Source organism: Spirosoma humi, from assembly GCF_054776575.1.
The window spans coordinates 26568-51492 of sequence record NZ_BAAHBR010000001.1; the positions used below are offsets into that span (position 1 = coordinate 26568).

19 protein-coding genes are annotated in these 24925 nt (G+C 51.2%); 14 read left to right on the plus strand and 5 right to left on the minus strand.

Annotation, left to right across the window (positions count from 1 at the left end; translation table 11 throughout):
* Nucleotides 1–75: 75 nt before the first annotated feature.
* The 9 genes from ACYU8Y_RS00070 to ACYU8Y_RS00110 all read left to right on the plus strand — a co-directional run bounded on the left by ACYU8Y_RS00070 (nt 76) and on the right by ACYU8Y_RS00110 (nt 13510).
* The gene (locus ACYU8Y_RS00070) at nt 76–1587 is read left to right on the plus strand and encodes a nicotinate phosphoribosyltransferase (RefSeq protein ID WP_460932925.1); all 1512 of its coding nucleotides are present in this window, start codon (nt 76–78) and stop codon (nt 1585–1587) included.
* 2 nt (nt 1588–1589) lie between these two features.
* Nucleotides 1590–2546, plus strand: coding sequence for a phosphatase domain-containing protein (locus ACYU8Y_RS00075; protein WP_460932927.1), 957 nt, complete (start codon nt 1590–1592; stop codon nt 2544–2546).
* Between the two features lie 224 nt (nt 2547–2770).
* Nucleotides 2771–5266, plus strand: a complete 2496-nt coding sequence (locus ACYU8Y_RS00080; RefSeq protein ID WP_460932929.1) for a S9 family peptidase — start codon at nt 2771–2773, stop codon at nt 5264–5266.
* A 305-nt stretch (nt 5267–5571) separates the two neighbouring features.
* A complete protein-coding gene (locus tag ACYU8Y_RS00085) occupies nt 5572–8793 on the plus strand; it encodes a TonB-dependent receptor (protein WP_460932931.1) in 3222 nt (1073 codons plus the stop codon).
* A gap of 25 nt (nt 8794–8818) precedes the next feature.
* Complete coding sequence (locus ACYU8Y_RS00090) at nt 8819–9682, plus strand: glycerophosphodiester phosphodiesterase (RefSeq protein ID WP_460932933.1); 864 nt, start codon at nt 8819–8821, stop codon at nt 9680–9682.
* A 253-nt stretch (nt 9683–9935) separates the two neighbouring features.
* Nucleotides 9936–12020, plus strand: a complete 2085-nt coding sequence (gene nadE / locus ACYU8Y_RS00095; protein WP_460932935.1) for an NAD(+) synthase — start codon at nt 9936–9938, stop codon at nt 12018–12020.
* Nucleotides 11992–12288, plus strand: coding sequence for a DUF433 domain-containing protein (locus tag ACYU8Y_RS00100; RefSeq protein ID WP_460932937.1), 297 nt, complete (start codon nt 11992–11994; stop codon nt 12286–12288). The genes nadE and ACYU8Y_RS00100 overlap by 29 nt, the downstream gene beginning before the upstream one ends.
* Nucleotides 12285–12638, plus strand: a complete 354-nt coding sequence (locus ACYU8Y_RS00105; protein ID WP_460932939.1) for a DUF5615 family PIN-like protein — start codon at nt 12285–12287, stop codon at nt 12636–12638. Before ACYU8Y_RS00100 ends, ACYU8Y_RS00105 begins: the two co-directional genes overlap by 4 nt.
* A 2-nt stretch (nt 12639–12640) precedes the next feature.
* Complete coding sequence (locus tag ACYU8Y_RS00110) at nt 12641–13510, plus strand: DMT family transporter (RefSeq protein ID WP_460932941.1); 870 nt, start codon at nt 12641–12643, stop codon at nt 13508–13510.
* 6 nt (nt 13511–13516) lie between these two features.
* On the opposite strand, the gene ACYU8Y_RS00115 is transcribed toward ACYU8Y_RS00110, so the two are convergent.
* Entirely contained in the window at nt 13517–14443 is a 927-nt protein-coding gene (locus ACYU8Y_RS00115) for an OmpA family protein (protein ID WP_460932943.1), read from the minus strand.
* 204 nt (nt 14444–14647) lie between these two features.
* On the opposite strand from ACYU8Y_RS00115, the gene ACYU8Y_RS00120 reads away from it, so the two are divergent.
* The 3 genes from ACYU8Y_RS00120 (at nt 14648) to ACYU8Y_RS00130 (ending at nt 17248) form a co-directional block, all read left to right on the plus strand.
* Nucleotides 14648–15730, plus strand: a complete 1083-nt coding sequence (locus ACYU8Y_RS00120) for a hypothetical protein (RefSeq protein ID WP_460932945.1) — start codon at nt 14648–14650, stop codon at nt 15728–15730.
* 306 nt (nt 15731–16036) lie between these two features.
* Nucleotides 16037–16591, plus strand: coding sequence for a peroxiredoxin (locus tag ACYU8Y_RS00125; protein WP_460932947.1), 555 nt, complete (start codon nt 16037–16039; stop codon nt 16589–16591).
* Between the two features lie 69 nt (nt 16592–16660).
* The gene (locus ACYU8Y_RS00130) at nt 16661–17248 is read left to right on the plus strand and encodes a carboxymuconolactone decarboxylase family protein (RefSeq protein ID WP_460932949.1); all 588 of its coding nucleotides are present in this window, start codon (nt 16661–16663) and stop codon (nt 17246–17248) included.
* Nucleotides 17249–17651: 403 nt separating this feature from the next.
* Here ACYU8Y_RS00130 and hemH read toward each other — a convergent pair whose 3' ends face one another.
* Nucleotides 17652–18713, minus strand: a complete 1062-nt coding sequence (gene hemH / locus ACYU8Y_RS00135; protein ID WP_460932951.1) for a ferrochelatase — start codon at nt 18711–18713, stop codon at nt 17652–17654.
* A 217-nt stretch (nt 18714–18930) separates the two neighbouring features.
* Between hemH and ACYU8Y_RS00140 the strand changes: the two genes are divergently transcribed.
* Nucleotides 18931–19872 carry a LysR substrate-binding domain-containing protein gene (locus tag ACYU8Y_RS00140; protein WP_460932953.1) on the plus strand — a complete coding sequence of 314 codons (942 nt, stop codon included), beginning with the start codon at nt 18931–18933 and terminating at the stop codon, nt 19870–19872.
* A 22-nt stretch (nt 19873–19894) separates the two neighbouring features.
* Here the strand turns inward: ACYU8Y_RS00140 and ACYU8Y_RS00145 are convergent, their stop codons facing one another.
* On the minus strand, nt 19895–20740 hold the full coding sequence (locus ACYU8Y_RS00145; RefSeq protein WP_460932955.1) for a hypothetical protein: 846 nt from the start codon (nt 20738–20740) through the stop codon (nt 19895–19897).
* 36 nt (nt 20741–20776) lie between these two features.
* Entirely contained in the window at nt 20777–21532 is a 756-nt protein-coding gene (locus tag ACYU8Y_RS00150) for an NUDIX hydrolase (RefSeq protein ID WP_460932957.1), read from the minus strand.
* A 163-nt stretch (nt 21533–21695) separates the two neighbouring features.
* On the opposite strand from ACYU8Y_RS00150, the gene ACYU8Y_RS00155 reads away from it, so the two are divergent.
* Nucleotides 21696–23336 carry a carboxylesterase/lipase family protein gene (locus ACYU8Y_RS00155; protein ID WP_460932959.1) on the plus strand — a complete coding sequence of 547 codons (1641 nt, stop codon included), beginning with the start codon at nt 21696–21698 and terminating at the stop codon, nt 23334–23336.
* 61 nt (nt 23337–23397) lie between these two features.
* Here the strand turns inward: ACYU8Y_RS00155 and ACYU8Y_RS00160 are convergent, their stop codons facing one another.
* Nucleotides 23398–24708, minus strand: coding sequence for an NAD(P)/FAD-dependent oxidoreductase (locus ACYU8Y_RS00160; RefSeq protein ID WP_460932961.1), 1311 nt, complete (start codon nt 24706–24708; stop codon nt 23398–23400).
* Nucleotides 24709–24925: the final 217 nt, after the last annotated feature.

A 24925-nucleotide genomic window follows, 5' to 3' on the forward strand; every position in this document is an offset into this window, starting at 1 on the left:
TAGGCCAAATTAATCAAAAAATGTTTTTGTCTGCATAATTTTCTCTGAAGCGGCAACGCATTACCTTCGTATCGTATGACAAATAAGCTTTATGACACGTCACTCAGCCTACTGACCGATTTGTATCAGGTAACGATGGCCTATGGTTACTGGAAAACCCAAACGTCGGAAAAAGAGGCTGTTTTTAATCTCTATTTCAGGAAAAATCCATTCAATGGGGGCTTTACCATTGCTTGCGGACTGGCTAACGTAATCGGCTATATCGATAAGTTTGGCTTCTCGAAGAAAGACTTACGCTACCTCCGAACCTTAACGGGCAACGACGGCGAACCACTATTCGAAGAGGCTTTCATTGACTATCTGGCCGAACTGAAACTGACCTGCGACATTGACGCGATACCCGAGGGGACGGTCGTGTTTCCCAACGAACCACTGGTGCGGGTACGAGGGCCAATTTTGCAGTGTCAGTTACTGGAAACGCCCCTGCTGAATCTCATTAATTTCGAGTCGCTGATTGCCACCAAGGCGGCCCGGCTTCGGCTCGTGGCCGAAACGGATACCTTGCTGGAATTTGGCTTACGGCGGGCGCAGGGTGTCGATGGGGGCATGACGGCCAGCCGGGCGGCTTACATCGGCGGCTGCGATGCCACCTCCAATGTGCTGGCGGGCAAGCTGTACGACATTCCGGTTCGGGGAACGCACGCCCACAGTTGGGTGATGTCTTTTGATGATGAACAGCAGGCCTTTGATGCGTATGCCGCTGCGTTGCCCAACAACGTGACGCTGCTGGTGGATACATACGATAGTTTGCAAGGCGTTCGTCATGCCATCGAAACCGGTCGAAAACTGGTGCAGCGCGGACACAAACTAGCGGGGATACGGCTCGACTCGGGCGATCTGGCTTACCTGAGTATCGAAGCCCGTAAACTACTGGATGAGGCTGGTTTTCAGGATACATCGATCGTGGCCAGCAATGACCTGGATGAAACCATCATCAACAGCCTGCGACAACAGGGGGCGAAAATCAATATCTGGGGCGTGGGCACAAAACTCGTTACAGCCTTCGACCAACCCGCTCTCGGTGGTGTTTATAAACTGGCGGCCCTTCGCCGTGAAGGGCCGGTCGGACAACCATCCGATACCGGCGGGGCGACCTGGGAATACAAAATGAAACTATCCGAGCAGGCGATCAAAACATCGACGCCAGGTATTCAGCAGGTACGCCGATTCCGCGACGAACGTGGTTTTCTGGCCGATATGATCTATGATCTGGGAAGCATGAACAGCCAGAGCAGTAAAACGGCCACGATGATTGATCCGCTGGACTTCACCAAACGCAGGCGGTTCGAGGCCGCGCACGACCGCGAGGACTTACTGGTTTCGGTCTTTCAAGCTGGGAAATGTGTTTACGACTTGCCCGATATTCATGCTGTACGGGAGCGGGTACAAACCCAACTGGCAAATTTACATCCCGGCGTAAAACGATTTGTGAATCCGCATACGTATCCCGTAGGCCTGGAGAAAGGCCTGCATGAACTGAAAACAAAACTGATTTTAACACTTCGCGAAGGCCAAACGCAGGTGTAGACATGAAAAAAGTTATCATTCTGACGGGCTTAAGTGGTAGTGGGAAGTCGACATTCGCGCAGCGGTTCTGCCTCGACAATGCCAACTGGCTGCGCGTTAACCGTGACGATCTACGGCGTAGTCTACTTCCCGTTTCACTGGGTGAGTACTGGAAAACCTGGCCAGATCAGGAGAGAGACCGAATCGAAATGCTGGTGAACGAATTGCAGGAAACGGCGATTTTGCAAGGCTTGAAGCGAGGCTGGCAGGTGCTGATCGATAACACCAACCTTCGGCAAAGCTACTTTACTACTTTCCGGAAACTGCTCCGCGATCATTTCGATGAAGTCGAAGTGAGCTATAAACTGATCGATACGCCCCTCGAAGAGTGTATCCGGCGCGACAGTGCCCGGCCCGATTCGGTGGGGGAGGCCGGTATTCGGCGGCAGGCTGAACAGCTAGCGACCCTGAAAGCAAACTTCAGGTTTGAGTCGGAAATCCTGCGCCGAGCTACTATATCTGAGCGTATCGGGAGCGATCCGACTGCCGATTCATCACTGCCGTATTGTGTGCTGGTCGACATTGATGGTACGGTAGCCCAGCGCGGAGACCGCTCGCCCTTTGACTGGCATCGGGTGGGGATCGATACGCCAAAGTGGTCAATTATTCGGCTGATACAGTCGCTAAAGTTGTCGGGTTATACCATTCTATTTTTCTCGGGCCGCGATGCCGTTTGCCGGGCCGAAACGATGGCCTGGCTCGAACAGTATTTTAACTGGAAATCGGCCGACTATCAGCTGTTTATGCGCCCCCGCCATGACAACCGGAAAGATTTTGTCGTGAAGCATGAACTCTACGATCAGCATATACACGGCCGCTACCGGGTCGAGCTTGTTATAGACGACCGCCAGCAGGTGGTTGATATGTGGCGTCGGACGCTTAAGCTGACCTGCCTGCAAGTGGATTATGGCGATTTTTAATAGGCGGTTTCCCTTATAAATAGTAGGTAGATCACTAAAATTGAAAAATCATGTTTGGCTAAATTTCATTAAGCCAGATTATATTATAATTATTTTTTAATTTTATCATCTCATAGCTTTTACTAAAGAGATAGCCTGGTTATGAGCTATCACCTGGTATACCGTAAACCGACAAGCCTGTCCATTTTTTGTCCTCTAGTTAAGTTTAACCAACCTGTTACTCGATGCTTCACAACAAAATTACTCAACAAAGTCGCTGGATGCTGCTTGTTTCCCTGCTGGCCGTCTCGCTCGCTGGACATGCCCAGGATGCCTTAAGCTACCAAACTCCGCCAAAGCCTCTGGCCGATTTGGTGACGATGCCACCTACCCCAAACGTGAGCATGTCATCGAAAGGAGACATGATGCTTATTCTGGAGCAGGCTTCCGCCCCTAGTATCGCCGAGCTGGCTCAGCCTGAGCTGAAACTGGCTGGTTTACGGCTGAATCCGGCCAACACCGGTCCTAGCCGCGCCCGGTACATAACGGGTTTAACCCTTAAAAAGCTGACTGATAAAGAGGTAAAAGCCATTGCGGGTCTACCTGCCACCCCCCTCATTAGTTTCGTGCAATGGTCACCGGACGGCACGAAGGTGGCGTTTGCCAATTCGACCGACAGCCAGATCGATCTTTACATTGCCGACGTAGCAACGGCAACGGCCAAAAAAGTGGGTTCTGTTGTTCTCAATGCCACGCTAGGCGTTCCGTATCACTGGGTGTCTGATAGCAAAAGTCTGATCGTGAAAACGGTTCCTGCTACTCGTGGCCCTGCCAGTGAGGTAAGCCGGGTTCCCGCAGGCCCTACCACACAGGAAAACGTGGCTGGCACACGCGGCCAGGCTCCAACGTATCAGGACTTGCTGAAAAGCCCGTCCGATGAGCGGCAATTTGCATTTTACACCACGGCGCAGGTTGCCCGGGTAGGACTGGATGGCTCGACGACCAATATAGGTCAGCCGGGTATTATTCTGTCAACGGATCCCTCGCCAGATGGCAAATATGTCATGATCGAGACGGTCCACACGCCGTTCTCGTATCTGGTACCGGTTGGGCGGTTCCCGCTCAAAACCGAAATTTATGCGATGGCCGGTTCGCTGGTGAAAACCCTGAACGATGGCCCTTTGCAGGAAAGCGTTCCCTACAGCCGCGATGGTGCTCCCACCGGCCCCCGCGATTTTACCTGGCGGGCCGATGCTCCGGCTTCGGTCTATTATACCGTTGCTCAGGATAAAGGTGATCCGAAAGTGAAAGCCGATATTCGGGACAAAGTCTTTCTGATTGAGGCCCCTTTTTCGGCCGCGCCGAAAGAGATTTACGCGGCTCAATTCCGGTTCGAAAACTTCGAATGGGGGAATGAATCAACCGCGCTGGCTACCGAACGGTGGTGGCAGAACCGCAAAACGATTACAAAAACGGTTAATCCTGGCAACTGGCAGACTGCCGTTCTCTTTGATCGCTCCTATGAAGATCGGTATACCAACCCCGGCCAGCCCGATACCAAGCAGAATCAATATGGTCGTGATGTGCTGAATCTGCTGCCCAACGACGAGATTCTGATGCTGAACGCCATAGGTTCATCACCTCAGGGCGACCGTCCATTCGTCAGCTTGCTGAACCTTAAAACCAAACAGACCCGCGAACTCTGGCGGTCGGCGGCTCCTTATTTCGAGCGTCCTGTTGCGGTGCTGGACGCTACCAGACAGGTGATTTTAACCACCCGCGAAACGCCCGATGAGAATCCGAATTATTTTGTTCGCAATCTGAAAGCCAGAATCGCGCCCATTCAGGCAACCTATTTTCCGCATCCTTATCCGCAGTTAAAAGGTGTTCAGAAGCAGCAGCTACGTTACAAGCGTGCGGATGGCGTTGAACTGACGGCTACACTCTACTTACCGGTTGGTTATAAAAAAGAGCAAGGTCCGCTGCCAACTTTTCTGTGGGCTTACCCGGCCGAATTCAAAAGTAAAGAAGCGGCTAGCCAAGTGTCTGGATCGCCCTACCAATTCAACCGGATCAGCTACTGGGGCGGGGCTGCCTTTGTAACGATGGGGTACGCCATTCTGGATAACGCCAGCATCCCGATTGTGGGCGAAGGCGATAAAGAACCCAACGACACATACGTGGAGCAACTGGTGTCGAGTGCTAAAGCGGCCATCGACGAAGGTGTTCGCCTGGGTGTGGTCGATTCGAGCCGAGTAGGCGTGGGTGGTCACTCGTATGGTGCCTTCATGACGGCCAACCTGCTGTCGAACAGCAAGCTCTTCAAAGGAGGCATTGCCCGGAGTGGGGCTTATAACCGTACCCTGACGCCTTTCGGATTCCAGAACGAGCAGCGGAGTTACTGGCAGGCACCGGATGTATACAACAAAATGTCGCCGTTTATGAACGCCGACAAGATGAAAACGCCCCTGTTGCTGGTTCATGGCGAAGCCGACAACAACACCGGTACGTTCCCGATTCAGTCGGAGCGGTATTACAATGCCCTCAAAGGATTCGGGGCGACGACACGACTGGTGTTCTTACCCTATGAAAGTCACGGGTATACTGCCAAAGAGTCGCTCCTGCATATGTTGTGGGAAATGAACGGCTGGCTGGATAAATACGTAAAGAATCCCGCTCCCGCTGCTACGGGTCAGGCCAATAAAGCCGGAAAACTAAGCGGGGGGAATAACGAGAAGTAGGGGATAGACAACTACCTAGGAGTAAGGTATACAACAAAGCCGGGCTGGATTTATTCAGTCCGGCTTTTTCTTTATAACCCCTACGCCAGTGTGTAGTGACCTTGTGAGTAGAGCGTGGCTGTGGCCTAAGCGTATAGCTAACAGCACAGGATTACCGCTAAATAAAGGGATTTTGCATTTTAATAAGTTATTTTTGAATTTTATGGTATTGCATTGATAAGCATGATAATTTGGTAATGTTAAAATAATATTAAAGACACATAGTGGTAGTCTCTTTGCAGTTCGAAAAAACGCTCATCCTCTGCATGAAAAAACAGCTCTATTTAATTCTTACTTTGCTACTCTTCGTTTTCTTTACCATCAACAAAACCGTAGCACAAACAACACAAGCCTCTATTTCGGGGGTCATTACCGAAGGCCAGAAATCACCGCTGCCCGGCGCAACCGTCCGGGTGCGCAACGAGTCGACGGGTTTCTCAACCGGGACCGTTACAAACGTAAAAGGTGAATACTTTTTCAAGGAAATTCCGCTCGGCGGCCCGTATACGGTTACCGCAACAGCCGTTGGTCTGGGCGAACAGCGCCGGACGGGTTACACGGTCAATCAGGGCGATGATATTAAGGTCGACCTGACCATGCAGGAAACCGGGCAGGATCTGGAAGTCGTGCAGGTCGTGGCGTCGGGACTGAAAAACAAAACCGATATTCTGGGTGCGGCTACGGCTATTAACGCCAAAACGCTGGTGTCGTTGCCCGTCAACGGCCGGAACTTTACGCAGCTCATCAACCTGTCGCCCCTGACCAACAGCAGCGGTAGCCTATCGGGGCAGCTTGGTTCATCGACCAACTACACCATCGACGGCATGACGGCGAAAAACCCAACCTCGGCTGGTTCGACCACAAGTCGCAGTGGGGCGCCGTATTCGATTTCGATTGAAGCGGTTCGCGAATTTAAAGTAATTACCAACCAATACGACGTTGTGTACGGTCGGGCCGGGGGCGGTCTGGTGAGTGCCGTGACGAAAGCCGGTACCAACAAGCTGACGGGTAGTGTGTTCAACTACACCCGCGCCAACTGGCTGTCGAGCAAATATGATATTCGGGGCAACCTGCGGAATGTGCCGTTCTCGACCAATCAATTTGGGTTTTCGCTGGGTGGACCGATCATCAAAGACAAACTGCACTACTTCGTGGTCTGGGATCATCAGCAGGATTCGCGCCCGCTGATCATCGCCGACATTCAGACGCCCCTCGACGAGCGCCGATTCAACGTAACGAACGCGACCCTCAACCGCTTTGTGGAGATTGCCCGCAACAAGTATGGTATGGCCAATACGCAGCAGTTCGGCACGTTTCCCAAAAAACGGGGTACTGATGCGGCCTTTGCTCGTATCGACTGGCAGATCAATGCCAATAACCTGCTGACGATCCGCGATAACTACACCAATGACCGGAACAAGCTGGGGCTGGCCGACAATACATCGATCAATGCTTTTGAATCGTACGGCAACGATTATAATGTCGATAATAGCCTGCTGGCTACGCTCCGCACGACGTTTACGCCCAAGATCACGAACGAACTGAAGCTGCAACATCTGTACACGTACCAGAAAAGCAGCCCCGGCGATCAGCTACCGGCGGCTAACATTCCCCGCAACATTGTGGAAACCGTGCGGTCGACCATTGAAGGGGGGACCCTGTCGACCAATATTCAGATGGGAGGACACCGATTCGCGCAGGAAGGATTCACCAACAATGTGTTACAACTCGTCGACAACTTTTATTACAATACGGACAAGGTGCAGTACACGTTTGGGGTCGATCTGATGTATACCCACGCGAAATCGCTGTATGGCAGTGAGGTAAATGGCCGGTTTCATTACAACGAAACCAGCACTACAGTTAATGGCGTCGTAACCGTAACGTCGGCCCTCGACAATTTCAATAATCTACGGCCCTACCGTTTTTACCGCGAGGTACCGCTCGTGGCGGACCCAACCGTTTACAGCAGTATTTTCAACACGGGCGCTTACGGACAACTCAGCACCCGACTCACACCAGGGCTGGAAATGACGGCTGGTCTGCGTTTCGATTATGCTATTTATCCCAAAGCACAGTTCAATCAACTGGTGTTCGACGAGCTGAAACTACGCACCGACAACCAGATCAAGAGCTTTATTCTTCAGCCCCGTATTCAGTTCAACTGGGACATCAACAACCAACACCGCGACTTTGTCCGGTTCGGGGCGGGTGTATTTGCATCAGATATCAACAACTACATGCTGATCAATAACCTGACGTTCGATGGCAAGCATTTCGCAACGGTCGATGTACGGGATGCCAACGTGCCGACACCTGATTTTGCGGCCTATCGGAGCAACTATGCCAGCATTCCAACGCTGGCGCAGTTTCAGGTGCCGACCATCAACATGACTGGTCCAAACGCCAAAGTGCCAACGCTGTATAAAGCCAACATTTCGTATTCGCGCTTCCTGACCGATAAACTCAAAGTGGGTATTTCGGGATATATGTCGCTGGGCCGCAACAATTATATGTATGTTGACCGCAACATGGTGGCTGACCCATTCTTCCGACTCGCTAACGAAGATAATCGGGGTGTCTACGTGCCGCTGGCGAGCATGCCAACCAGTGGTGTAGGTGACTGGCAGCTAGGGCGTCTTAGTCAGAAGCTGGGCCGGGTGCTCGAACTGAATAGCGAAGGCCGTGTAAACCAGTTTGCCGCCGTTGTCGATGCGACCTGGCAGTATTTCCGCGATGGTGAAATCACGGCCAGCTACACCTGGAATGATGCCCGCGACAATGTTTCGTACAATGGTAACGTAGCCAATACCGCAACGCTGTCTTTACCGGTGAAAGATGATCCGCGTAACCTGAGCAAAATGACGTATTCCGACAACCAGTTCCGCAACAAGGTCGTGTTCTACGGTACACTGCCGTCGTTCTACGGTATCACGCTGGGTGTCCGCTATACAGGTATCGGTGGTACACGGTACTCGCTGCTGTCGGGTGCCAACACCAACGCCGACTTTGTAGCGACGAACGATCTGGCTTTTGTCTTCGACCGCAACAGTGCGGAAGTGCCGACCAACATTCGGACGGGTCTGCAAACGCTGCTCGACAATCCTGACGCCAGCCAGAGCCTGAAAAACTACATTAATGCTTATTCAGGTAAGATTGCCGAGCGCAATGGTGGTATCAACGGTTTTTATGGCGTACTCGACATTCGGGCGCTGAAGCGGTTCCGCATTCACAAGAGCCACGCTATCGAGGTGTCTGCCGACATTTTCAACTTCGCTAACCTGTTGAACCGGAGCCGGGGTACAAATTTATCGCTGGGTGCGCAGTCGTTGTACGCTCTGGGTGTTCCAGCCAGTAGCGGAGCTGCCGCTATACCTGCTTTCAGTCAGTCGACGCAGCGGTATAATTACCGGGTCAATAATTCGGGAGCCGTAACCCCGTCGGGCGACCCGTTCCAGATTCAGCTCGGGGCACGGTATAGTTTCTAATGAAGTAGTACATCGCATGAATACAATGAAAAATTTAGGATTATTGTCTCTGTTGCTGGGTTCTCATCTACTGATGGCTCAACCAAATTTCAATCGGGAGGGCCACCGGGGCGCCCGTGGGCTCATGCCGGAGAATACGGTTCGGTCCATGAAAAAAGCGATGGACCTGGGCGTTCAGACGCTGGAACTGGATGTCGTGATCTCAAAAGATAAACAGGTTGTCGTATCGCATGACAATTATATGTCATCGGATATTTCCCTGAAGCCGGACGGAACACCGGTTACGGCCGAGGAACAAAAGAAGATCAATCTCTACCAGTTGACCTACGCGGACATCAAGAAGTACGATGTTGGTAGCAAGCCACATCCTCAGTTTGCCCAGCAGGAGAAGTTTCCGGCCTACAAGCCACTGCTTTCGGAGTTGATCGACTCGGTCAACGCGTACGCCAAAACGAAGGGACTGCCTATGCCGATGTTCAATGTCGAGATCAAGTCGAATCCGGCAACCGATGGCGTGTATCATCCCGAACCAACGGAATTTGTCAATCTGGTAATGGCAGTTCTGCAGAAACAGAAGTTGGGCAAGCGGTTGATCATACAGTCGTTCGATGTGCGGCCGCTGCAACTGATTCACAAACAATACCCCGATATTTCGCTATCGTACCTGACCGCAAATGCGAAGACGCTGGATGAAAACCTGGCTGCACTGGGGTTTAAACCCAATACCTACAGCCCTTATTACAAATCGGTAACCGCCGAAACCGTGAAGGCCTGCCATGAACAGGGAATGTCAATTATCCCCTGGACGGTAAATACAAAAGCTGAAATAGACAGCCTGAAGCAGCTAGGCGTAGACGGTATCATCACCGATTATCCGAATCTGTTCTAGTCGTTGCTTTCGGGTAGGGTATAGGTTACGCTTACATTCGTTGATTTGACGCCAGCAGAAGCCGGGATGAGGTAAAACTCGCCCGGCTTTTTTGTGGCCTGACATGACAATCAAGAAACTGACATCACAATCAAATCTATTTTCGCCCCATCTTTGTTATCCTTACAACGTTATCTTACTTATTGAACGACGTAGGTGAGTTATTGCTTTAAGCAGCCCGCTCGTTTATTCATTCGCTCTTTTTTCATCATACATGAAACTTCTTAAAGTAGCCGCTGGTGTTCTGAATCAAATCCCGCTTGCCTGGGAGCATAACAAGCAAAATATTATCAGTGCCATTGAGGAGGCTCAACGGCAGAACGTCAGTCTGCTGTGTTTGCCTGAGTTCTGCATCTCGGGCTATGGCTGCGAGGATGCGTTTTTTGCCCAGAACACCATCGATCAGTCCATTGCTTCGTTGCTGGAGATTGTTGAGTATACTAACGACATTGTTGTGGCTGTCGGGTTGCCCTTACGGCATAACAACCGCACCTTCGATACGGCCTGCCTGATCGCCAACAAGCGTATTCTGGGCTTTACGGCCAAACAATACCTGGCGAATAATGGGGTTCATTACGAAACGCGCTGGTTTCAGCCCTGGCCGCCCTTCGTTCGGGACGAAATCAAAATCGGCGATTTTACCTATCCTTTTGGCGATGTCGTGTATGACCTGTCGGGCGTGCGTATTGGCTTCGAGATTTGCGAAGATGCCTGGGTGGCCAGTCGGCCCGGTCGGCTGTTGTACGAACGGGGTATCGACATCATTCTGAATCCGACGGCCAGCCATTTTGCCTTTCTGAAATCGCAGGTACGGGAACGGTTCGTTGTCGATGCATCGCGGTCGTTTGGCGTTAGTTACGTGTACGCCAACATGCTCGGTAATGAAGCGGGCCGAATCATTTACGACGGCGACTCGATGGTCGCTTCCAACGGCGAACTACTGGTGTCGGGGCCACGGCTGAGTTACGAGGATTTTGTTATCGTTCCGGCGGTTATCGACCTTGAAGCGACTCGCCTGAACCAGACGCAGAACCGCGCCAACGTCGCACTGGCTTACCCGAATCTGCGCGTAACGGACCGATTTGACTGGCCCGAGATTGCACCCGTCATCCAGAAAGCACAGCTGGAAGGCTGGGAGCGGGGCGGCTATCTGAAAGAAGAAGAATTTGCGCGGGCCGTTGCGCTGGGCCTGTTCGATTACCTGCGCAAGAGTCGTTCGCAGGGTTACGTGCTTTCGCTGAGTGGCGGGGCCGATTCGTCGTCTATTGCCGCGCTGGTTTTTCTGATGATTCGGATGGCCATTGAGAACATTGGCCTGGATGGGGTCAAGAAAAAACTAAGCTATATTAAGGCGGTTCAGGACTGCAAAACGCCGGAGGAAATCGTTGGTAAGCTACTGACCGTGATGTATCAGGGAACAGAAAACTCATCGGACGATACATTTAACTCGGCCAAAGAACTCGCCGACGATATTGGCGCGACCTTTCTCAATATCAACATCAATGGATTGGTTGACACCTACACCGGCCTGATTGAGGAACAGTTAGGCCGTAAATTAGCGTGGGATACCGACGATCTGGCGCTGCAAAATATTCAGGCGCGGGTGCGGGCTCCGAGTATCTGGATGCTGGCCAATATCAACAATGCCTTGCTGCTAACCACGTCGAACCGGTCTGAAGCAGCCGTTGGGTACGCAACCATGGACGGCGACACGTCGGGCAGTATTTCCCCCATAACGGGCATCGACAAACACTTCCTTCGCGGCTGGCTGCGTTGGCTGGAAACCGTTGGTCTGAACGTGAAAAACGCTCCCGAACCAACCGACCGTACGGCTTCGGCCAGTTCGCCAACGGAGCCGGATGAGTTAATTAAAGTAAAAGGGCTGAAAGCCGTCAATAACCTGCAACCGACCGCCGAACTCCGGCCCCAGGACAAGAAACAGACCGACGAAGACGACCTGATGCCCTATGATGTCCTAAACTCGATTGAAGAGTCGGCCATCCGCGACAAGCAATCGCCCGTTGAGGTGCTGAAGTTGATGGAGGTTCGCTATGCCGGCATCCACGATCGCGAGAAGCTATTGGTTTGGGTAGAGCGATTCTTCAAACTTTGGAGCCGTAACCAGTGGAAACGCGAACGTTACGCGCCTTCGTTTCACCTGGACGACCACAACCTCGATCCCCGCTCGTGGTGCCGCTTTCCGATTCTGTCGGGCGGTTTCGAGAAAGAACTTACCGATATGCGCGACTGGGCCAACGAACAGAAACCCAATGGACGTAAGGGGAAAATTGGGTTTTAATATATATTTGCAGGAAATCTATAAGGTTATGATTGATGTGAAATGGCAGGATTATATCACCGCTGATCCGGCAATCATGGTCGGAAAGCCCATCATTAAGGGTACTAGAATTACCGTAGAATTGATTGTTGAAAAGCTAGGGTACGGTGAAACTGTTGAGGAAATTCTGGAAGATTACCCAAACTTGACGCGTGAGCAGATCTATGCCTGTTTGCGTTTTGCTGCGCACACTGTACACAGTAAGCGCAGCCGCAGATTAGCAGCATGATCAATATACTGGCTGACGAAAATGTAGAAGCGAGGGTTGTTCGTCTATTGCGTTCAGAAGGATATGCCGTCACATCAATTCAGGAAACACAAAGTGGAGTGGCTGATGAGACAGTGCTTAAAACTGCTGTTTTGTTAGCCACTGTTTTGTTGACCGGAGATAGTGATTTTGGGAAATTACACTTTCAGAATGGCCAGACACATAGTGGGATTTTGTTTTATCGACTGCCCAGAACGACAACCGAAGAAAAAGGGGAAATTATTCTGAACGTAATACGTGAGTATGATACCAAGCTTATCAACTCGTTTACTGTGGTGACTGCAAAAAAAATACGTGTTCGGAAGCTATAACTGTGCGTCAACTCGTTCCCGGCCTTCTCTTTGCTGCCCTGTGGGCGTCGGCTTCCGTTGCGACGAAGTTCGGGGTGCAGTCAGTGCATCCGCTTATTCTGGCAACCGTTCGATTTTTTATTGCGGGGGGCGGTATGCTGGCGTTTGCCTATGGTATTCAACGGACGAAGAATGCCTGGCCAACGCGTACGGAGTTTGGCCAATTAGCCATCTTTGCCCTGCTGAACACAACCATTTATCTCGGCGCGTTTGTGTTGGCGCTGAAGCAGGTATCGGCGGGGATTGGTAGTTTGTCAACGGCAACAAATCCCCTGTTTATCGCGCTCCTGTCGGCGCTGTGGCTACGGAAGATGCCAAGCCTATATCAGATTGGTGGCCTGTTGTTGGGCCTCCTGGGCGTCGGTGTGGCCACCTATCCGCTCCTGCAAACCAGTTATGCTACCGTAGAGGGTCTGCTTATTCTGTTAGGCGGCATGATTTCGGTTTCGGCCGCAACGGTTTATTACGCCCGCATCACGTGGCGGCTGCCTAACCTGGTTATTAATGGCTGGCAGGTGTTGCTGGGTGGAATCCTGATTTTGCCCTTCACACTCCTGAGTGCCGTCGTTGACCCGGCCAGTTTCAGTAGCGCACACTACGACGAGCGGTTTTGGCTGTCGGTCTTCTGGCTTATTGTACCCGTGTCGGTGGCGGCTCTGCAAGTATGGTTTTACCTGGTTCGGCAAGATGCGATTCGGGCGTCGCTCTGGCTGTTTCTTTGCCCGATTTTCGGCTTTGCTTACTCGTATTTCCTTATGGGTGAGCCCATCACGCTGTACACCCTTATTGGTACTGGATTGGTAATTGGCGGACTGTGGCTCGGTAGGAAATGAGTCGGTTTACTGCTTCAGGACAATCATCTCCACCCGGCGATTCAATTGGCGGGTTGCCTCCGAATTATTGCTGGCAATGGGGCGTGTAGGGCCATAGCCGCGCGTTGTGATGCGCGTAGCCGCAATACCATTGCTAACCAGATAAGCTTTTATGACATCTACCCGCTGTTTCGACAAGGCCAGATTCTGATCAAAATCACCCTGATTATCGGTGTGCCCCGACAATTCAATTTCTGCCGTGGGCTGGTTCTGCATGAATTGTAAAAGCTGCTCCAGGGCTGGCTGAGCATCGGGTAGCAGTTCTGTTTTGCTCTGTACAAATTGAAGCGCCCGCAATTGCGTTGTTTTACCAACAGCCGCTACGACGAGCGGGGGCGTGTACACCACTTTCGCATCAAGTGTTTTGGGAGGCACGATCCGCTGATTGTCAGAAGCAGCAGGGGCAGGCGTATTTCCGGCGGTAGCTTGTCTGGCTACCGATGCCGTTGTGGCAGCTGGTGAGGGAGTGGCCTTTGTGGCCGATGTAGACGAACTGGCTGAACTAACGGGTTGGCCTGTGTTTCGGAATAAGCTGATAACTTTTCCGTAGAGTCGATTGGTACTTCCGGAGGTGAAGGCCAGTTGCTCGTCTAGTGTCGTGTAACCATTCGCCTTGGTTGTAATGATATAGGCTTGTTTAGGATCTAACTTAAGCTGGAATGTGCCATCCGCATTGGTAACCTGTTGCGTACGAACAACGCCTTCCTGATTTTTTGCCATAACGGTTGCCCCGATCACTGGCTTTTTCGTCTGAGCGTCCTGCACAACGCCTTCCAGTGAGGCTGTTCCATCCGTTGGGGTAACCTGTTTCTGAGACTGTCCCCAAACGGTAGCTGATGGGATATGGCTGAGCGTTAAGCAGCCGGCAATCACAATGTATTTTGTCCACTTCATGTTCTAAGACAACGATAAAACGTGGCCCAAAAGTACGTCTAAATACGCAAACTTAGCCCAATTGCTTACATGCAGAATCAGTTGATTTTGACGGTAGAAAATAGGGGTAAAAGTAGATTGTAAATAATTGAAAATCAGTAAGTTGATTAGGGTGAAAAGTTGCTCGAAAATGAACGCTGGACGCATCATTTTCGTTAATAAATTATGACACAGATAACCAACGTGACGATGCATTCCCAGGACGCTCAGGCACCCCTTGCACCGACTTCGGCGGGCAATTTGCCGCTCGACGACAACTGGCGGAAATCTATTCCGGCGCAGGTGTTTCTGAACCATTTCTTTGCGATGGACTACCATATCCATCACCAGAATGACCTTTTTGACATCGCTAAATTCCCTGTCTTTCAACAGTTTTACGGACAGGTAACGGATGAGAGCCGCAAGGCTTTGGAAAAATTATTGCTGAATAGCTGGAGCGCTGAGTATGCCCTACGGATCACCCCGGTTGTCAACGACGAGCAGTACCTGCAAAGCTCGTTGCACTGGACATTTCCGCAAGCGTACTATAGTGCCTTGTTCAGCGCCCGGGCCTTTTTGGCCGTACAGGGCATCAATGTTAGTAACGAAGAACTGATTCGGAAACGGATTGGCAACGCGGTGGTGCGTGGGTACTATCCGGCGTCCATTGGCTATTATGCGCTTGGCCCCATTAACAGTTACCGGATTCAGCGCCTGCCCATGTCGAAACGGTTCAGCGTTGCCTCCAAAACAGACTTGTTGTTGCCATCAAGAGCGGCTTCGGCGCAGGCTGAGTTAGCGCAGTTTTTGAAAACAACCCGCGATCAGCGTGTGAAAGCCTTACGGAATGCCATTCAGACGAATCCCAAAACCGCCCTACGTAGTCCCAAAACGGGGGAGATTCTGCAAAAGTTTAGTGTTGAGCAGTACAAGCAACTGGCAAAACAAATCGGTTACACCACGTACTTCGACATGCTGAGCCGGTTGCGTATCTCATCCACTAATCGGGAAATTGAGCGTTTTGTGGATTCGGAGATCGACGTTAAGCTGTTCCATCAGAGCCTGGTAACTATTGTTGCCCATGTCAACTCTGTACATGAGGCCTATATTGCCAAAGCACTTGGTATTCAGGCGTATCGGCAATTGGTCGCCAAGTTGCCTTCCTATTTGCAGGAGAGCTTCGTGCGGGAGCGCATGAACACCGTTATTGCGCCAATGTTGGAAAATCCTCAAGCCGATCAGGAGGCTTATCTGCCGATGGCGGCTTGATTAGTCAGGTGAGTTGATTGGAAGGCCCGATAGACATATTTGTTTATCGGGCTTTTTTGTGCCCGAATCTTATATTGGTAAAATTATAATTTGGACGTATTTGATGAATAAGATTATTCTTTAAAGAAGATGAAAGTCGATGGCTGACTAGTCAATTCTTTAGCCTCCTGAAAATCACTGTAGTTGCTGATTTTTGATAGTTTTTATCTATGAGGTCATTGATAAAAGTCATAACGCGTTTGCGTATTGCTTCCGTAATTTGCACCTAATCAAGAGTATACCTGATAGACAATCCAAATAAATTCCATGAAAAATCACATTATCTCCGTTGGTTCGACTTTCCCGGATTTCAAAAAACTAGCTGTTGTTTCGCTCGATAAAGACAAAGAATTTTACGAAATCTCGTCCGACGATCATAAAAACGCTGGGCAGTGGTTGGTGATGTTCTGGTGGCCTAAAGATTTTACCTTCGTTTGCCCAACTGAAATTGCCGAATTCAACAAGAAATTCGAAGATTTCCAGGATCGCGACACAATGGTCATCGGTGCTTCGACAGATAGTGAATTCGTTCACCTGGCCTGGCGCAAGAACCACGACGATCTGCGTGGCCTGAAATTCCCGATGCTTGCAGACACCTCGAAATCGTTGGCCGAAGAACTGGGCATTCTGGAAGCAAACGAAAAAGTTGCTTACCGGGTAACCTACATCGTTGATCCCCAAGGTATTGTTCGTTGGGTAGCGGTCAATGACCTGTCTGTCGGGCGGAATGTAAACGAAGTAATCCGTGTGCTCGACGCGTTGCAAACCGACGAACTTTGCCCCTGCAACTGGGTGAAAGGTGAAGAAACGTTAAAGGCCTAATCCAATAGCGAGAGAGCAGGCGAGTGAGCATCTAAGCCAGCCACTCTCCCGCCCTTTCGCTCTTTAAAAATGACAACTACACAAAACGAAACAGTCCTGTCACTACTGAACCTGGTAGGACTCGATACAACGGGTGAGCATCCGGCGCTGGACACCCTGGCCCAGGCTGACAGCCGCTACCTGCGTGACCTTAAAATCAATGTCGGTAACGTCTTGAACAGCAGCCAGACATTGACCAAAAAAGAGACTCTTCTACTGGCAATGTCGGTGGCCGTCAACGAAAAATACCAGCCTCTGGTTGATTCGCTGACGGCTGCTGCCCGGCAGGAGGGAGCAACCGATGCCGAGTTGGCCGAAACAATCGCCTGTACGTCGTTGCTGAGCACGAATAACGTATTCTACCGGTTCCGGCACTTCATGGGCAAGGATTATTACCAACAGACACAACCGGGGATTCGCATGAGCATCATGATGAATCCGGTGCTGGGCAAGGAGTTTTTCGAACTGATGAGCCTGGCCGTCTCGGCGGTTAATGGGTGTGAACTTTGCGTTCGGTCGCACGAAGAGAGCGTTCTGAAACATGGTTCCAGCGAGCCACGCATTTTCGATGCAATCCGCGTAGCGTCAGTTATTAAAGGGCTGATTACGTTGCTGTAATCCCTTCGGCCGTGAGTGCGTAAAAGCAATCAAAAGGCTCACTGGCTTCTTCTGATCGATGGAAATGGTGGACCTTTTGATGCTTTTTACGTCTTGAATGACTGGTTATACAGGGGTCGCTGGATAGCCTGCCTCAGGCCAGATTAGAAACAAATCGGCCTTCGATGTCAAACAAATATTGTTACTCTAGCGTTAAAAGGTAGAAACAGATATACAGCGCGGTATTAATAAGAAAGGATTTACTGTGTTGCTATAGAGTATATACCGTATCGTATGTAGGCATGTCGCGATAAGTTATGCCTTATATTCTTCAGTGCTGTATCTGCCGTAATGTAAAGCCCGTCTTCCCTACCAGGAAGCGGGCTTTTGTTTTGCTACTCCGTCGTTATAGGAAGCCCATGCTCTACACGGTTTTGACCAAATCGACCAGCGCTTCGATCCAGATGGGACTGTCGTTCAGACTCTCCACTAATTGCCAGTGTTGTCCACCTGCCTGCTCAAATAATTCCTTGTATTCAACGCCCACTTCAATCGTCGTTTCGAGACAATCGGCGACGAACGCCGGTGAGAACGCCAACACACTCTTTATGCCTTTGCCCGGCAGTTCTTTAATGATGTCGTCGGTATAGGGCTTAATCCAGGGATCGCTGCCCAGACGAGACTGGAAACAAGTCGTGTACTTGCCTTCGGGAATATTGAGTGCTTTGACCAGCAGGCGTGTTGTTTCGAAACATTGCGCCCGGTAACAGTGCTGATTCAAGGGCTGTAGTGTACCGCAGCACTCGCCAAACTGACAAACGTTTTTTGTGACATCCCCTTTCCGGATCTGCCGTTCGGGTAGTCCATGATAGCTGAATAGAAAATGGTCGTAGTCATAAGCTGCCATGTATTTTCGGCCAATCTGGGCAAATCCCTCGATAAACTTCGGGTGCTCCAGAAAACGGTTGATGAACCGGATGGCGGGAATCACCTGCCAGGTTTTTACAATGTCCATCACCTTCTCATAAACCGAACCCGTTGATGCTGAAGCATATTGCGGGAAAAAAGGCACCACAATAATGTCGGTCAGCCCCAGTTTCTGAAACTCCTCCAGACCGGCGTTGATACTGGGACTTTGGTAGCGCATGGCTAACCTGACCACGTAGTCATCGCCCAGCGCAAGTTGTAATTCCCGTTCTACAACCATACCGTAATATTTCAGGGGCGAGCCTGTTTCTGTCCAGAGCTGCTTATAAATTTTGGCAGACTTGGGCGCACGAAAAGGGGCAATGATCCCGTTTACGAGCACTGAACGAGGAACGACGGGTATGTCGATTACCCGCCCATCCATTAAAAACTCGCGTAAGTATTTTCGTACATCCGGTACGGATGGGCTGTCGGGTGTGCCCAGGTTGACAATCAAAACGCCCGTTTTGCCATACGATTTTTGAGCGGTAACGGGTGGTTGAAAAACAGAAACGTCCATGGTAAGGGAAACAGTAATGATAACCGGTAAGTTGCAGGCCGGCTTTATGGCCAGTCTGCCTTAAGCCTAGTTGGGTAGTTATCCGACGACAAAAATACGATAAGGATAGACTTGTTTCGATCTATATGATCTAGATTTGCATCAATTTTGTTGATGAGCAGGTGGTAAGGTTAAGCTTCGTTCTTGTACCACTCACTTTTTCTTTCGTCACGGACGTATGACTCTTTCTCAACTCGATTATATTGTTGCTGTTGATACGTATCGGCATTTCGCAACGGCTGCTGACGCTTGCCATGTTACCCAGCCAACGCTGAGCATGCAGATTCAAAAACTGGAAGATGAACTGGGCGTTCTGGTTTTTGACCGCTCGAAACAGCCCGTTGTTCCTACCGAAACCGGACAGGCAATTTTAGCGCAGGCTAGAGATGTACTTCGGGCGGCCCGGCGCATACCCGAAATTGTGAGCGAATCGAGAGAGGATTTTCGGGGCGATTTTAGAATTGGCATCATTCCCACCCTGGCTCCGTATCTGTTGCCTTATTTTATTGGTGAATTTGTGGGTAAGTACCCCGCCGTATCGGTACATGTTCAGGAACTGGTAACGGAGCAAGTGGTTGAAAAACTGCGCAATGGCCTTATTGATGTGGGCCTGGTTGTAACACCACTGGAAGAAAACGGGATCACTGAAATGCCGTTGTTTCAGGAGCCTTTTGTGGCCTATGCCGCCGAGTCGAATCCAATGCTAGCCAAAGCAACCGTTTCGTCAGCCGACTTACTGTCGGATGGGCTGTGGTTATTAACGGAGGGCCACTGTTTCAGAACGCAGGTAATGAATTTATGCGGGGCCGACCGGCATGCCAATGGGAAAACGACCCTGCGGTATGAAACGGGCTCGCTGGAAACCCTGATCAAGCTGATCGACAAACAGGATGGCTTTACCCTGCTCCCGTATCTGGCTACTGTGGATATGGATGATGCGCGCCGGGCGCGTCTTCGGCCTTTCGACTCGCCCACGCCGGTGCGGGAGGTAAGTTTGGTAATGCACCGGAGCTTTTTAAAACGTCAGCTCATCAACGCCTTCAAACAGGAAATCCTGGCCCATCTGCCCAGCGAGCTAGTGAACTCAACCCGGCGTGGGGTCGTGACGAACGTACGCTGATCGGCAAAGAGTGGAGAGCCGGTCAGTCAGCCCCTTTCTTGTTTTGGTTAAGGCGCTTCCGCTTGTTCCGCTCCAACTGCCGATAGCTTTCGCCAAACTCGTGGCCGGTATCGATTGCGTCGGTTAGGGCGGGAACACCTGCCCGACCAACGATGGCCAGCCAACGGGCAACTTCATCGGCGGCTGTTTGATAAGCCAGCATTGTATGGACGTAGTCGCCACCGAAAAAATCGCGGGTAGTTTCCAGCTCGGTAAGCTTCAGTAAGGGGCGTTGCGGAAAAGGTAATGTCGTATTTTCTTCAGAAAACGCGGAGGCTTGTTCGGCGCTACCGGCTTGTTCCCAAACGGCCGGATTGCTGAATCTATAGTCGACCATTAACGCAAGTCCTTCGTTGAACCATTGGGGAATCTGACGTTTGACGCGCCACCAGCCTATTCGGCTGAACAGTTCATCGTGGCATAGCTCATGCGCAATGACATTGGTATTGTTGCCTTCGGGTCCCAGAATGAGATAGGACGTACCCCAGGGTGTACCCACACTGCAACCGGCCCCTTCGCCCCCGGTGCAATACCGTTCGTAGTCGCTCTGCACCGGACAGTAGATGAGAATGGCCTGACCGCGCCGGTCGCCCCAGAATCGCCGGATTCGGTCGAAGGCCGCCTGTGTATGCTGGCGGAACTGCCCTTGCTGTTTTACCGTAACTGTACGATGGATATACAAGCGGGTAGTACCGCTGGTGAAAAGCCGGAAGTTGGCCGATGACCCTACCATCAGGCACCAGAATACCGAAGGATAGAGCACCAGAAAGGTGATCGGTAGTGCAACCAGCAGGGGTAAACCGTAACGGATAAATACGTTTCCACGCATGAAAAAAGCCATAAAACAAGTCGGCCATTGAGTAAACTACTCCGGCTTGTGTTCTACTATAAACCGATACAGGAAAGGCGCTTTGTGAGCGCCCCCGCTGTATTTTTTGTCCAGTCGTTCGACGATGTCCAGGCTGAGTATTTTGCGCTGGAAGCTCGACCGGCGTAATTTTTGGCCTAGGATTGTCTCGTAAAGGCGTTGCAGATCGGCCATTGTAAACGTCTCGGCCAACAGTGGAGCGGCCCATCGGTTAGAACCAACCAGTTTCCGGTCGAGATCCGCCCTTAAGGTATCCAGGGCTCTCTGCACGATCGCTTCGTGGTCCAGCATGAGCGTAGGCAGGGCGGTCAGCTCATACCAGTCGCACGTATCGGAAAGCGAATCCGGAATGGGTATGGCCTTTGTAAAGTCAATCAAGGCATAATAGCCTACCGAAACGAAGCGGGCCAGCAGCCAGTGGTCGTCGGTAGGCGCCAGCCCCTTCGCTTCCATGATAGCCCGTAAAGGGGCTTTGTCGTGCCGGGCAAGATCGCCAAAAATATAAAATTGCTCCAGATAGATATCCGTCAGACTCGTGCGTTCGGCCAGGACCCGGCGGGCGGCATCGTTCAAATTTTCGTCTCGCCGGATGAAGCCGCCCGGTAAGGCGAACAGGTTGGTATTCTGGTATTCGAGCAGAAGAATTTTTAGCTGATTCTGATGAAAACCGAACACAACAAAATCCAGCGCCAGACCCGGCAAGAAATCATTTCCATTCGGACTTTGCTCTTCCGGCGTTAGTTGATGCGGCATACGCGTGACAGTTAGGATGCGCAAGTAACAAAAAATTGGGTGGTCTCAATTTAGTTTTTTATTATTGTCGCAGAATGAGACAATAGGTGGGCTGTCGGTAAACGATTCCGTCCGATTCGCTGATTGGTTCGAAAATTCTCCTGCGTATACTAAACCAAATTACATGAAAACCCTGATTATTTTGTCGTTACTGACGGCACAGCTGGCTCCTCTGACGATGGCCCAGTCGGCCAAAACAGGCCCGGCTCCACAGGCCAAAACGGCCAATGGCCTTGTTGAAGGCGTACTTGAGCCGAGTGGTATTCGCGCCTTCAAGGGCATTCCGTTTGCCCAGCCACCCGTAGGCGAACTGCGCTGGAAGGAACCCCAACCCGTTAAAAACTGGCAGGACGTCCGCAAGACGGACAAATTTGGTCCCCGGGCTATGCAGCGGGCTATTTTTGGCGATATGGGTTTTCGCTCCAATGGAATGAGTGAAGACTGCCTTTATCTGAATGTATGGACACCCGCTAAATCGGCCAAGGAGAAACTACCTGTACTAGTTTACTTTTACGGAGGTGGTTTTATGGCTGGCGACGGCTCCGAGGCTCGCTATGATGGCGAGAGCATGGCGAAGAAGGGCATTGTGGCGCTAACGGTCAATTACCGTCTTGGCGTGTTTGGCTTTTTTGCGCACCCTGAGCTGACAAAAGAGTCGCCCAACCATTCATCCGGAAACTATGCCTATTTGGATATGGCAGCCGCCCTGCGCTGGGTGAAGCAGAACATTGCCGCTTTTGGTGGCGACCCGAACCGGGTAACGATCGCGGGTGAGTCGGCGGGGTCTATTGCGGTGAGTGCGTTGATGGTATCGCCTTTATCGAAGAATTTGATAAACGGGGCTATCGGCGAAAGTGGTTCACTGCTGGGTGGTCTACCCCCTGTTCCGCAGGCTAAGGGGGAAGAATCGGGTACGACCTTCGCGACGGCTGTTAACGCGAGTTCGCTGGCCCAACTGCGGGCCATTCCCGCCGAACAACTGCTCGAAGCAACGGCAAAACCGAGCACTCCCCGGTTTACGGCTACGATCGACGGGTATTTCTTTCCGAAAGCCCCGCTGGATATGTTCGCGGCTGGCGAGCAGGCACATGTGCCATTGCTGGTTGGCTGGAATTCAGAAGAAATGAATTATCGGGCTGTATTAGGACAGGAGAAACCAACCCCGGAGAATTACGCCAATGCCCTGAAAAGGCTCTACAATGATAAAGCCGATGAAGTACTGAAACTTTATCCGGGCACTACCGAAGAAGAGATTCTGCAATCGGCTACGGCCCTGGCCAGTGATCGTTTTCTGGCCTACAGCACCTGGAAATGGGCGGACATGCAAATCAAAACGGGCGGTGGAAAACCCGTATATCGTTATTACTATTCTCGTCCGCGTCCGGCCATGACCCCCGAGATGGGTAATGCTGCACCGGGTCTGGCGGGTGGCGTGGTTAAATCGACGGATGCAAACGCGGTTAAAATAGCTCCCTCACGTGGTGCCGTACACTCGGCTGAAATCGAGTACGCGATGGGCAATCTGGCCTCTAATAAAGTATATGCCTGGGCACCAGAAGATTATAAAGTGTCGGAGTTGATGCAGAACTACTTTGCTAACTTCATAAAAACAGCGAATCCAAACGGTGCTGGTCTGCCCAAATGGTCAGCCGCCAACGCAGGCAATAGTGTACAGTTTATGCACATCGACGTAAACCCAAAGCTCGAAACGGAAACGAATCGGGCGCGCTACCTGTTTCTGGACCCTTTTTATGCCAAGCAGTAGGGGTAGGTGTAGGTTTGCCTAAATAAAACGGGGACAGTTTGTTAGACTGTCCCCGTTTTATTTAAATACCCTCGATAATCAGTTCCGCCACCTCCCGGCCTGTTTGCATGGCTGCATTGAGCGATGGGTAAGTAGTCTGGTCGCCACATTGATACAGGTTATCCGCTAGTTGACGTGGCTGCCGGATAATGTCGTTTCCGGCCTGGGCCGGATCGTAAGCAGGTAGCGCCTGGGGAATGTGGTACGTTCGCAGATGCCGCCATTGCTGGACGCCCTCCCCAAACCAGTTACTCAGTTCGAATCTGATCTTTCGGGTTAATTCGGCTTCGTCGAACATAACCAAACTCTGGGTACTGACTGACACCAGCGTTTGGCCAGTTGGCGCGTATGAAGGAGCTACATCACTGAGAATGGCCACATTATGCACGGCCGAACTCCGATGCGTGTTCAGTAGCAAGAGTTTCTGCCGCGCCTGCTCGTCGGTAAACTGATCCGAACGAACGGCGAAGTAGGTGCAGGTTGTATGATTGAAGGCCTGTTCCGATGGGGCTGGGCGGCCTGTTAATCGGGCAGCCTGTGCTGCATCGACAGCCAACACAATGGCACGAGCGGTCAGGGTTTCGCCGGAATCCAAATAAACGGTATTATCGGAAACCTGTTTGACGGACGTTCGTAATCGAATCTGATCGGCTCCTAACCGATTGGCCAGTTGAGTCGGAATGGCTTCGATACCGTTGGCGGGGATAGCGGCATCGCCCAAAAAAAACAGTCGGAAGCAAAACTCAAAGAAATTGCTTGATGTCGTCAGCGCATCTTCCAGAAATACCCCCCCAAAGAACGGCCGGAAGAACCGCTCGATCATCTGATCCGAGAAACCCTGTTCGTGCAGGAAAGCCAGCGTAGTTGTTGGGGATTGCCGGAACAATTCGTATAGAGGCAGTTCCTGCGTTCGGCGCAGAAGCTCTATAATACGCAGCTTATCCCCGAACGTGCCAACAGGCGATACCAGCGTTTGAAAAACCGAAAGCGGTTCCTGAATGGGGTTTAGCAGGCTCATCCACGCGGGCTCGGCTTGCTGGTGAATAAGCGCCCCCGAGCGAAACGAGCGTAGGTTGAGTGCCGAATAATTTAACAAGCGCTTCGCTTCGGGATAGGCTGTCAGGAAAATTTGAAATCCCCGGTCAAGCCGAAAGCCATCGACCATGTCCGTGCGTACCCGACCGCCAACACCATCGGCAGCTTCGAGCACAAGCGCGTGTATACCAGCTTGTTTGAGGTAAACGGCGCAGGTGAGCCCGGCCATGCCGGCACCAATGATAAGGACGGGTGCATCAACTGGTCCGCTCCGCTGGCTAGACGAATCTGTAGGCATACCAAAAGGCTTAGGTCTAAGAATAAAGGTCAAATTTAATCGCTACGGACGCCAATTAATGAAGAAAGCGGAATATGGGTAGTACTTTTTTTATATAAATTGAATAATTTTTAGATAATAATAATTTAATGTACTGATAGTCAGGGAGGAAAAAATAAAAGTTGTTGCTTTTTTTGAGAAGCATTAATTTTGTCAAAACGATTTGCGTTATAGCGGC

Coding starts and splice junctions, on each gene's coding strand:
- nadE (WP_460932935.1), top strand. CDS start 9,936: ATGAAACTTCTTAAAGTAGCCGCTGGTGTTCTGAATCAAATCCCGCTT.
- ACYU8Y_RS00090 (WP_460932933.1), top strand. CDS start 8,819: ATGAAAAATTTAGGATTATTGTCTCTGTTGCTGGGTTCTCATCTACTG.
- ACYU8Y_RS00145 (WP_460932955.1), bottom strand. CDS start 20,740: ATGCGTGGAAACGTATTTATCCGTTACGGTTTACCCCTGCTGGTTGCA.
- ACYU8Y_RS00120 (WP_460932945.1), top strand. CDS start 14,648: ATGACACAGATAACCAACGTGACGATGCATTCCCAGGACGCTCAGGCA.
- ACYU8Y_RS00130 (WP_460932949.1), top strand. CDS start 16,661: ATGACAACTACACAAAACGAAACAGTCCTGTCACTACTGAACCTGGTA.
- ACYU8Y_RS00140 (WP_460932953.1), top strand. CDS start 18,931: ATGACTCTTTCTCAACTCGATTATATTGTTGCTGTTGATACGTATCGG.
- ACYU8Y_RS00075 (WP_460932927.1), top strand. CDS start 1,590: ATGAAAAAAGTTATCATTCTGACGGGCTTAAGTGGTAGTGGGAAGTCG.
- ACYU8Y_RS00160 (WP_460932961.1), bottom strand. CDS start 24,708: ATGCCTACAGATTCGTCTAGCCAGCGGAGCGGACCAGTTGATGCACCC.
- ACYU8Y_RS00080 (WP_460932929.1), top strand. CDS start 2,771: ATGCTTCACAACAAAATTACTCAACAAAGTCGCTGGATGCTGCTTGTT.
- ACYU8Y_RS00105 (WP_460932939.1), top strand. CDS start 12,285: ATGATCAATATACTGGCTGACGAAAATGTAGAAGCGAGGGTTGTTCGT.
- ACYU8Y_RS00150 (WP_460932957.1), bottom strand. CDS start 21,532: ATGCCGCATCAACTAACGCCGGAAGAGCAAAGTCCGAATGGAAATGAT.
- ACYU8Y_RS00155 (WP_460932959.1), top strand. CDS start 21,696: ATGAAAACCCTGATTATTTTGTCGTTACTGACGGCACAGCTGGCTCCT.
- ACYU8Y_RS00100 (WP_460932937.1), top strand. CDS start 11,992: ATGGACGTAAGGGGAAAATTGGGTTTTAATATATATTTGCAGGAAATC.
- ACYU8Y_RS00070 (WP_460932925.1), top strand. CDS start 76: ATGACAAATAAGCTTTATGACACGTCACTCAGCCTACTGACCGATTTG.
- ACYU8Y_RS00125 (WP_460932947.1), top strand. CDS start 16,037: ATGAAAAATCACATTATCTCCGTTGGTTCGACTTTCCCGGATTTCAAA.
- ACYU8Y_RS00115 (WP_460932943.1), bottom strand. CDS start 14,443: ATGAAGTGGACAAAATACATTGTGATTGCCGGCTGCTTAACGCTCAGC.
- hemH (WP_460932951.1), bottom strand. CDS start 18,713: ATGGACGTTTCTGTTTTTCAACCACCCGTTACCGCTCAAAAATCGTAT.
- ACYU8Y_RS00085 (WP_460932931.1), top strand. CDS start 5,572: ATGAAAAAACAGCTCTATTTAATTCTTACTTTGCTACTCTTCGTTTTC.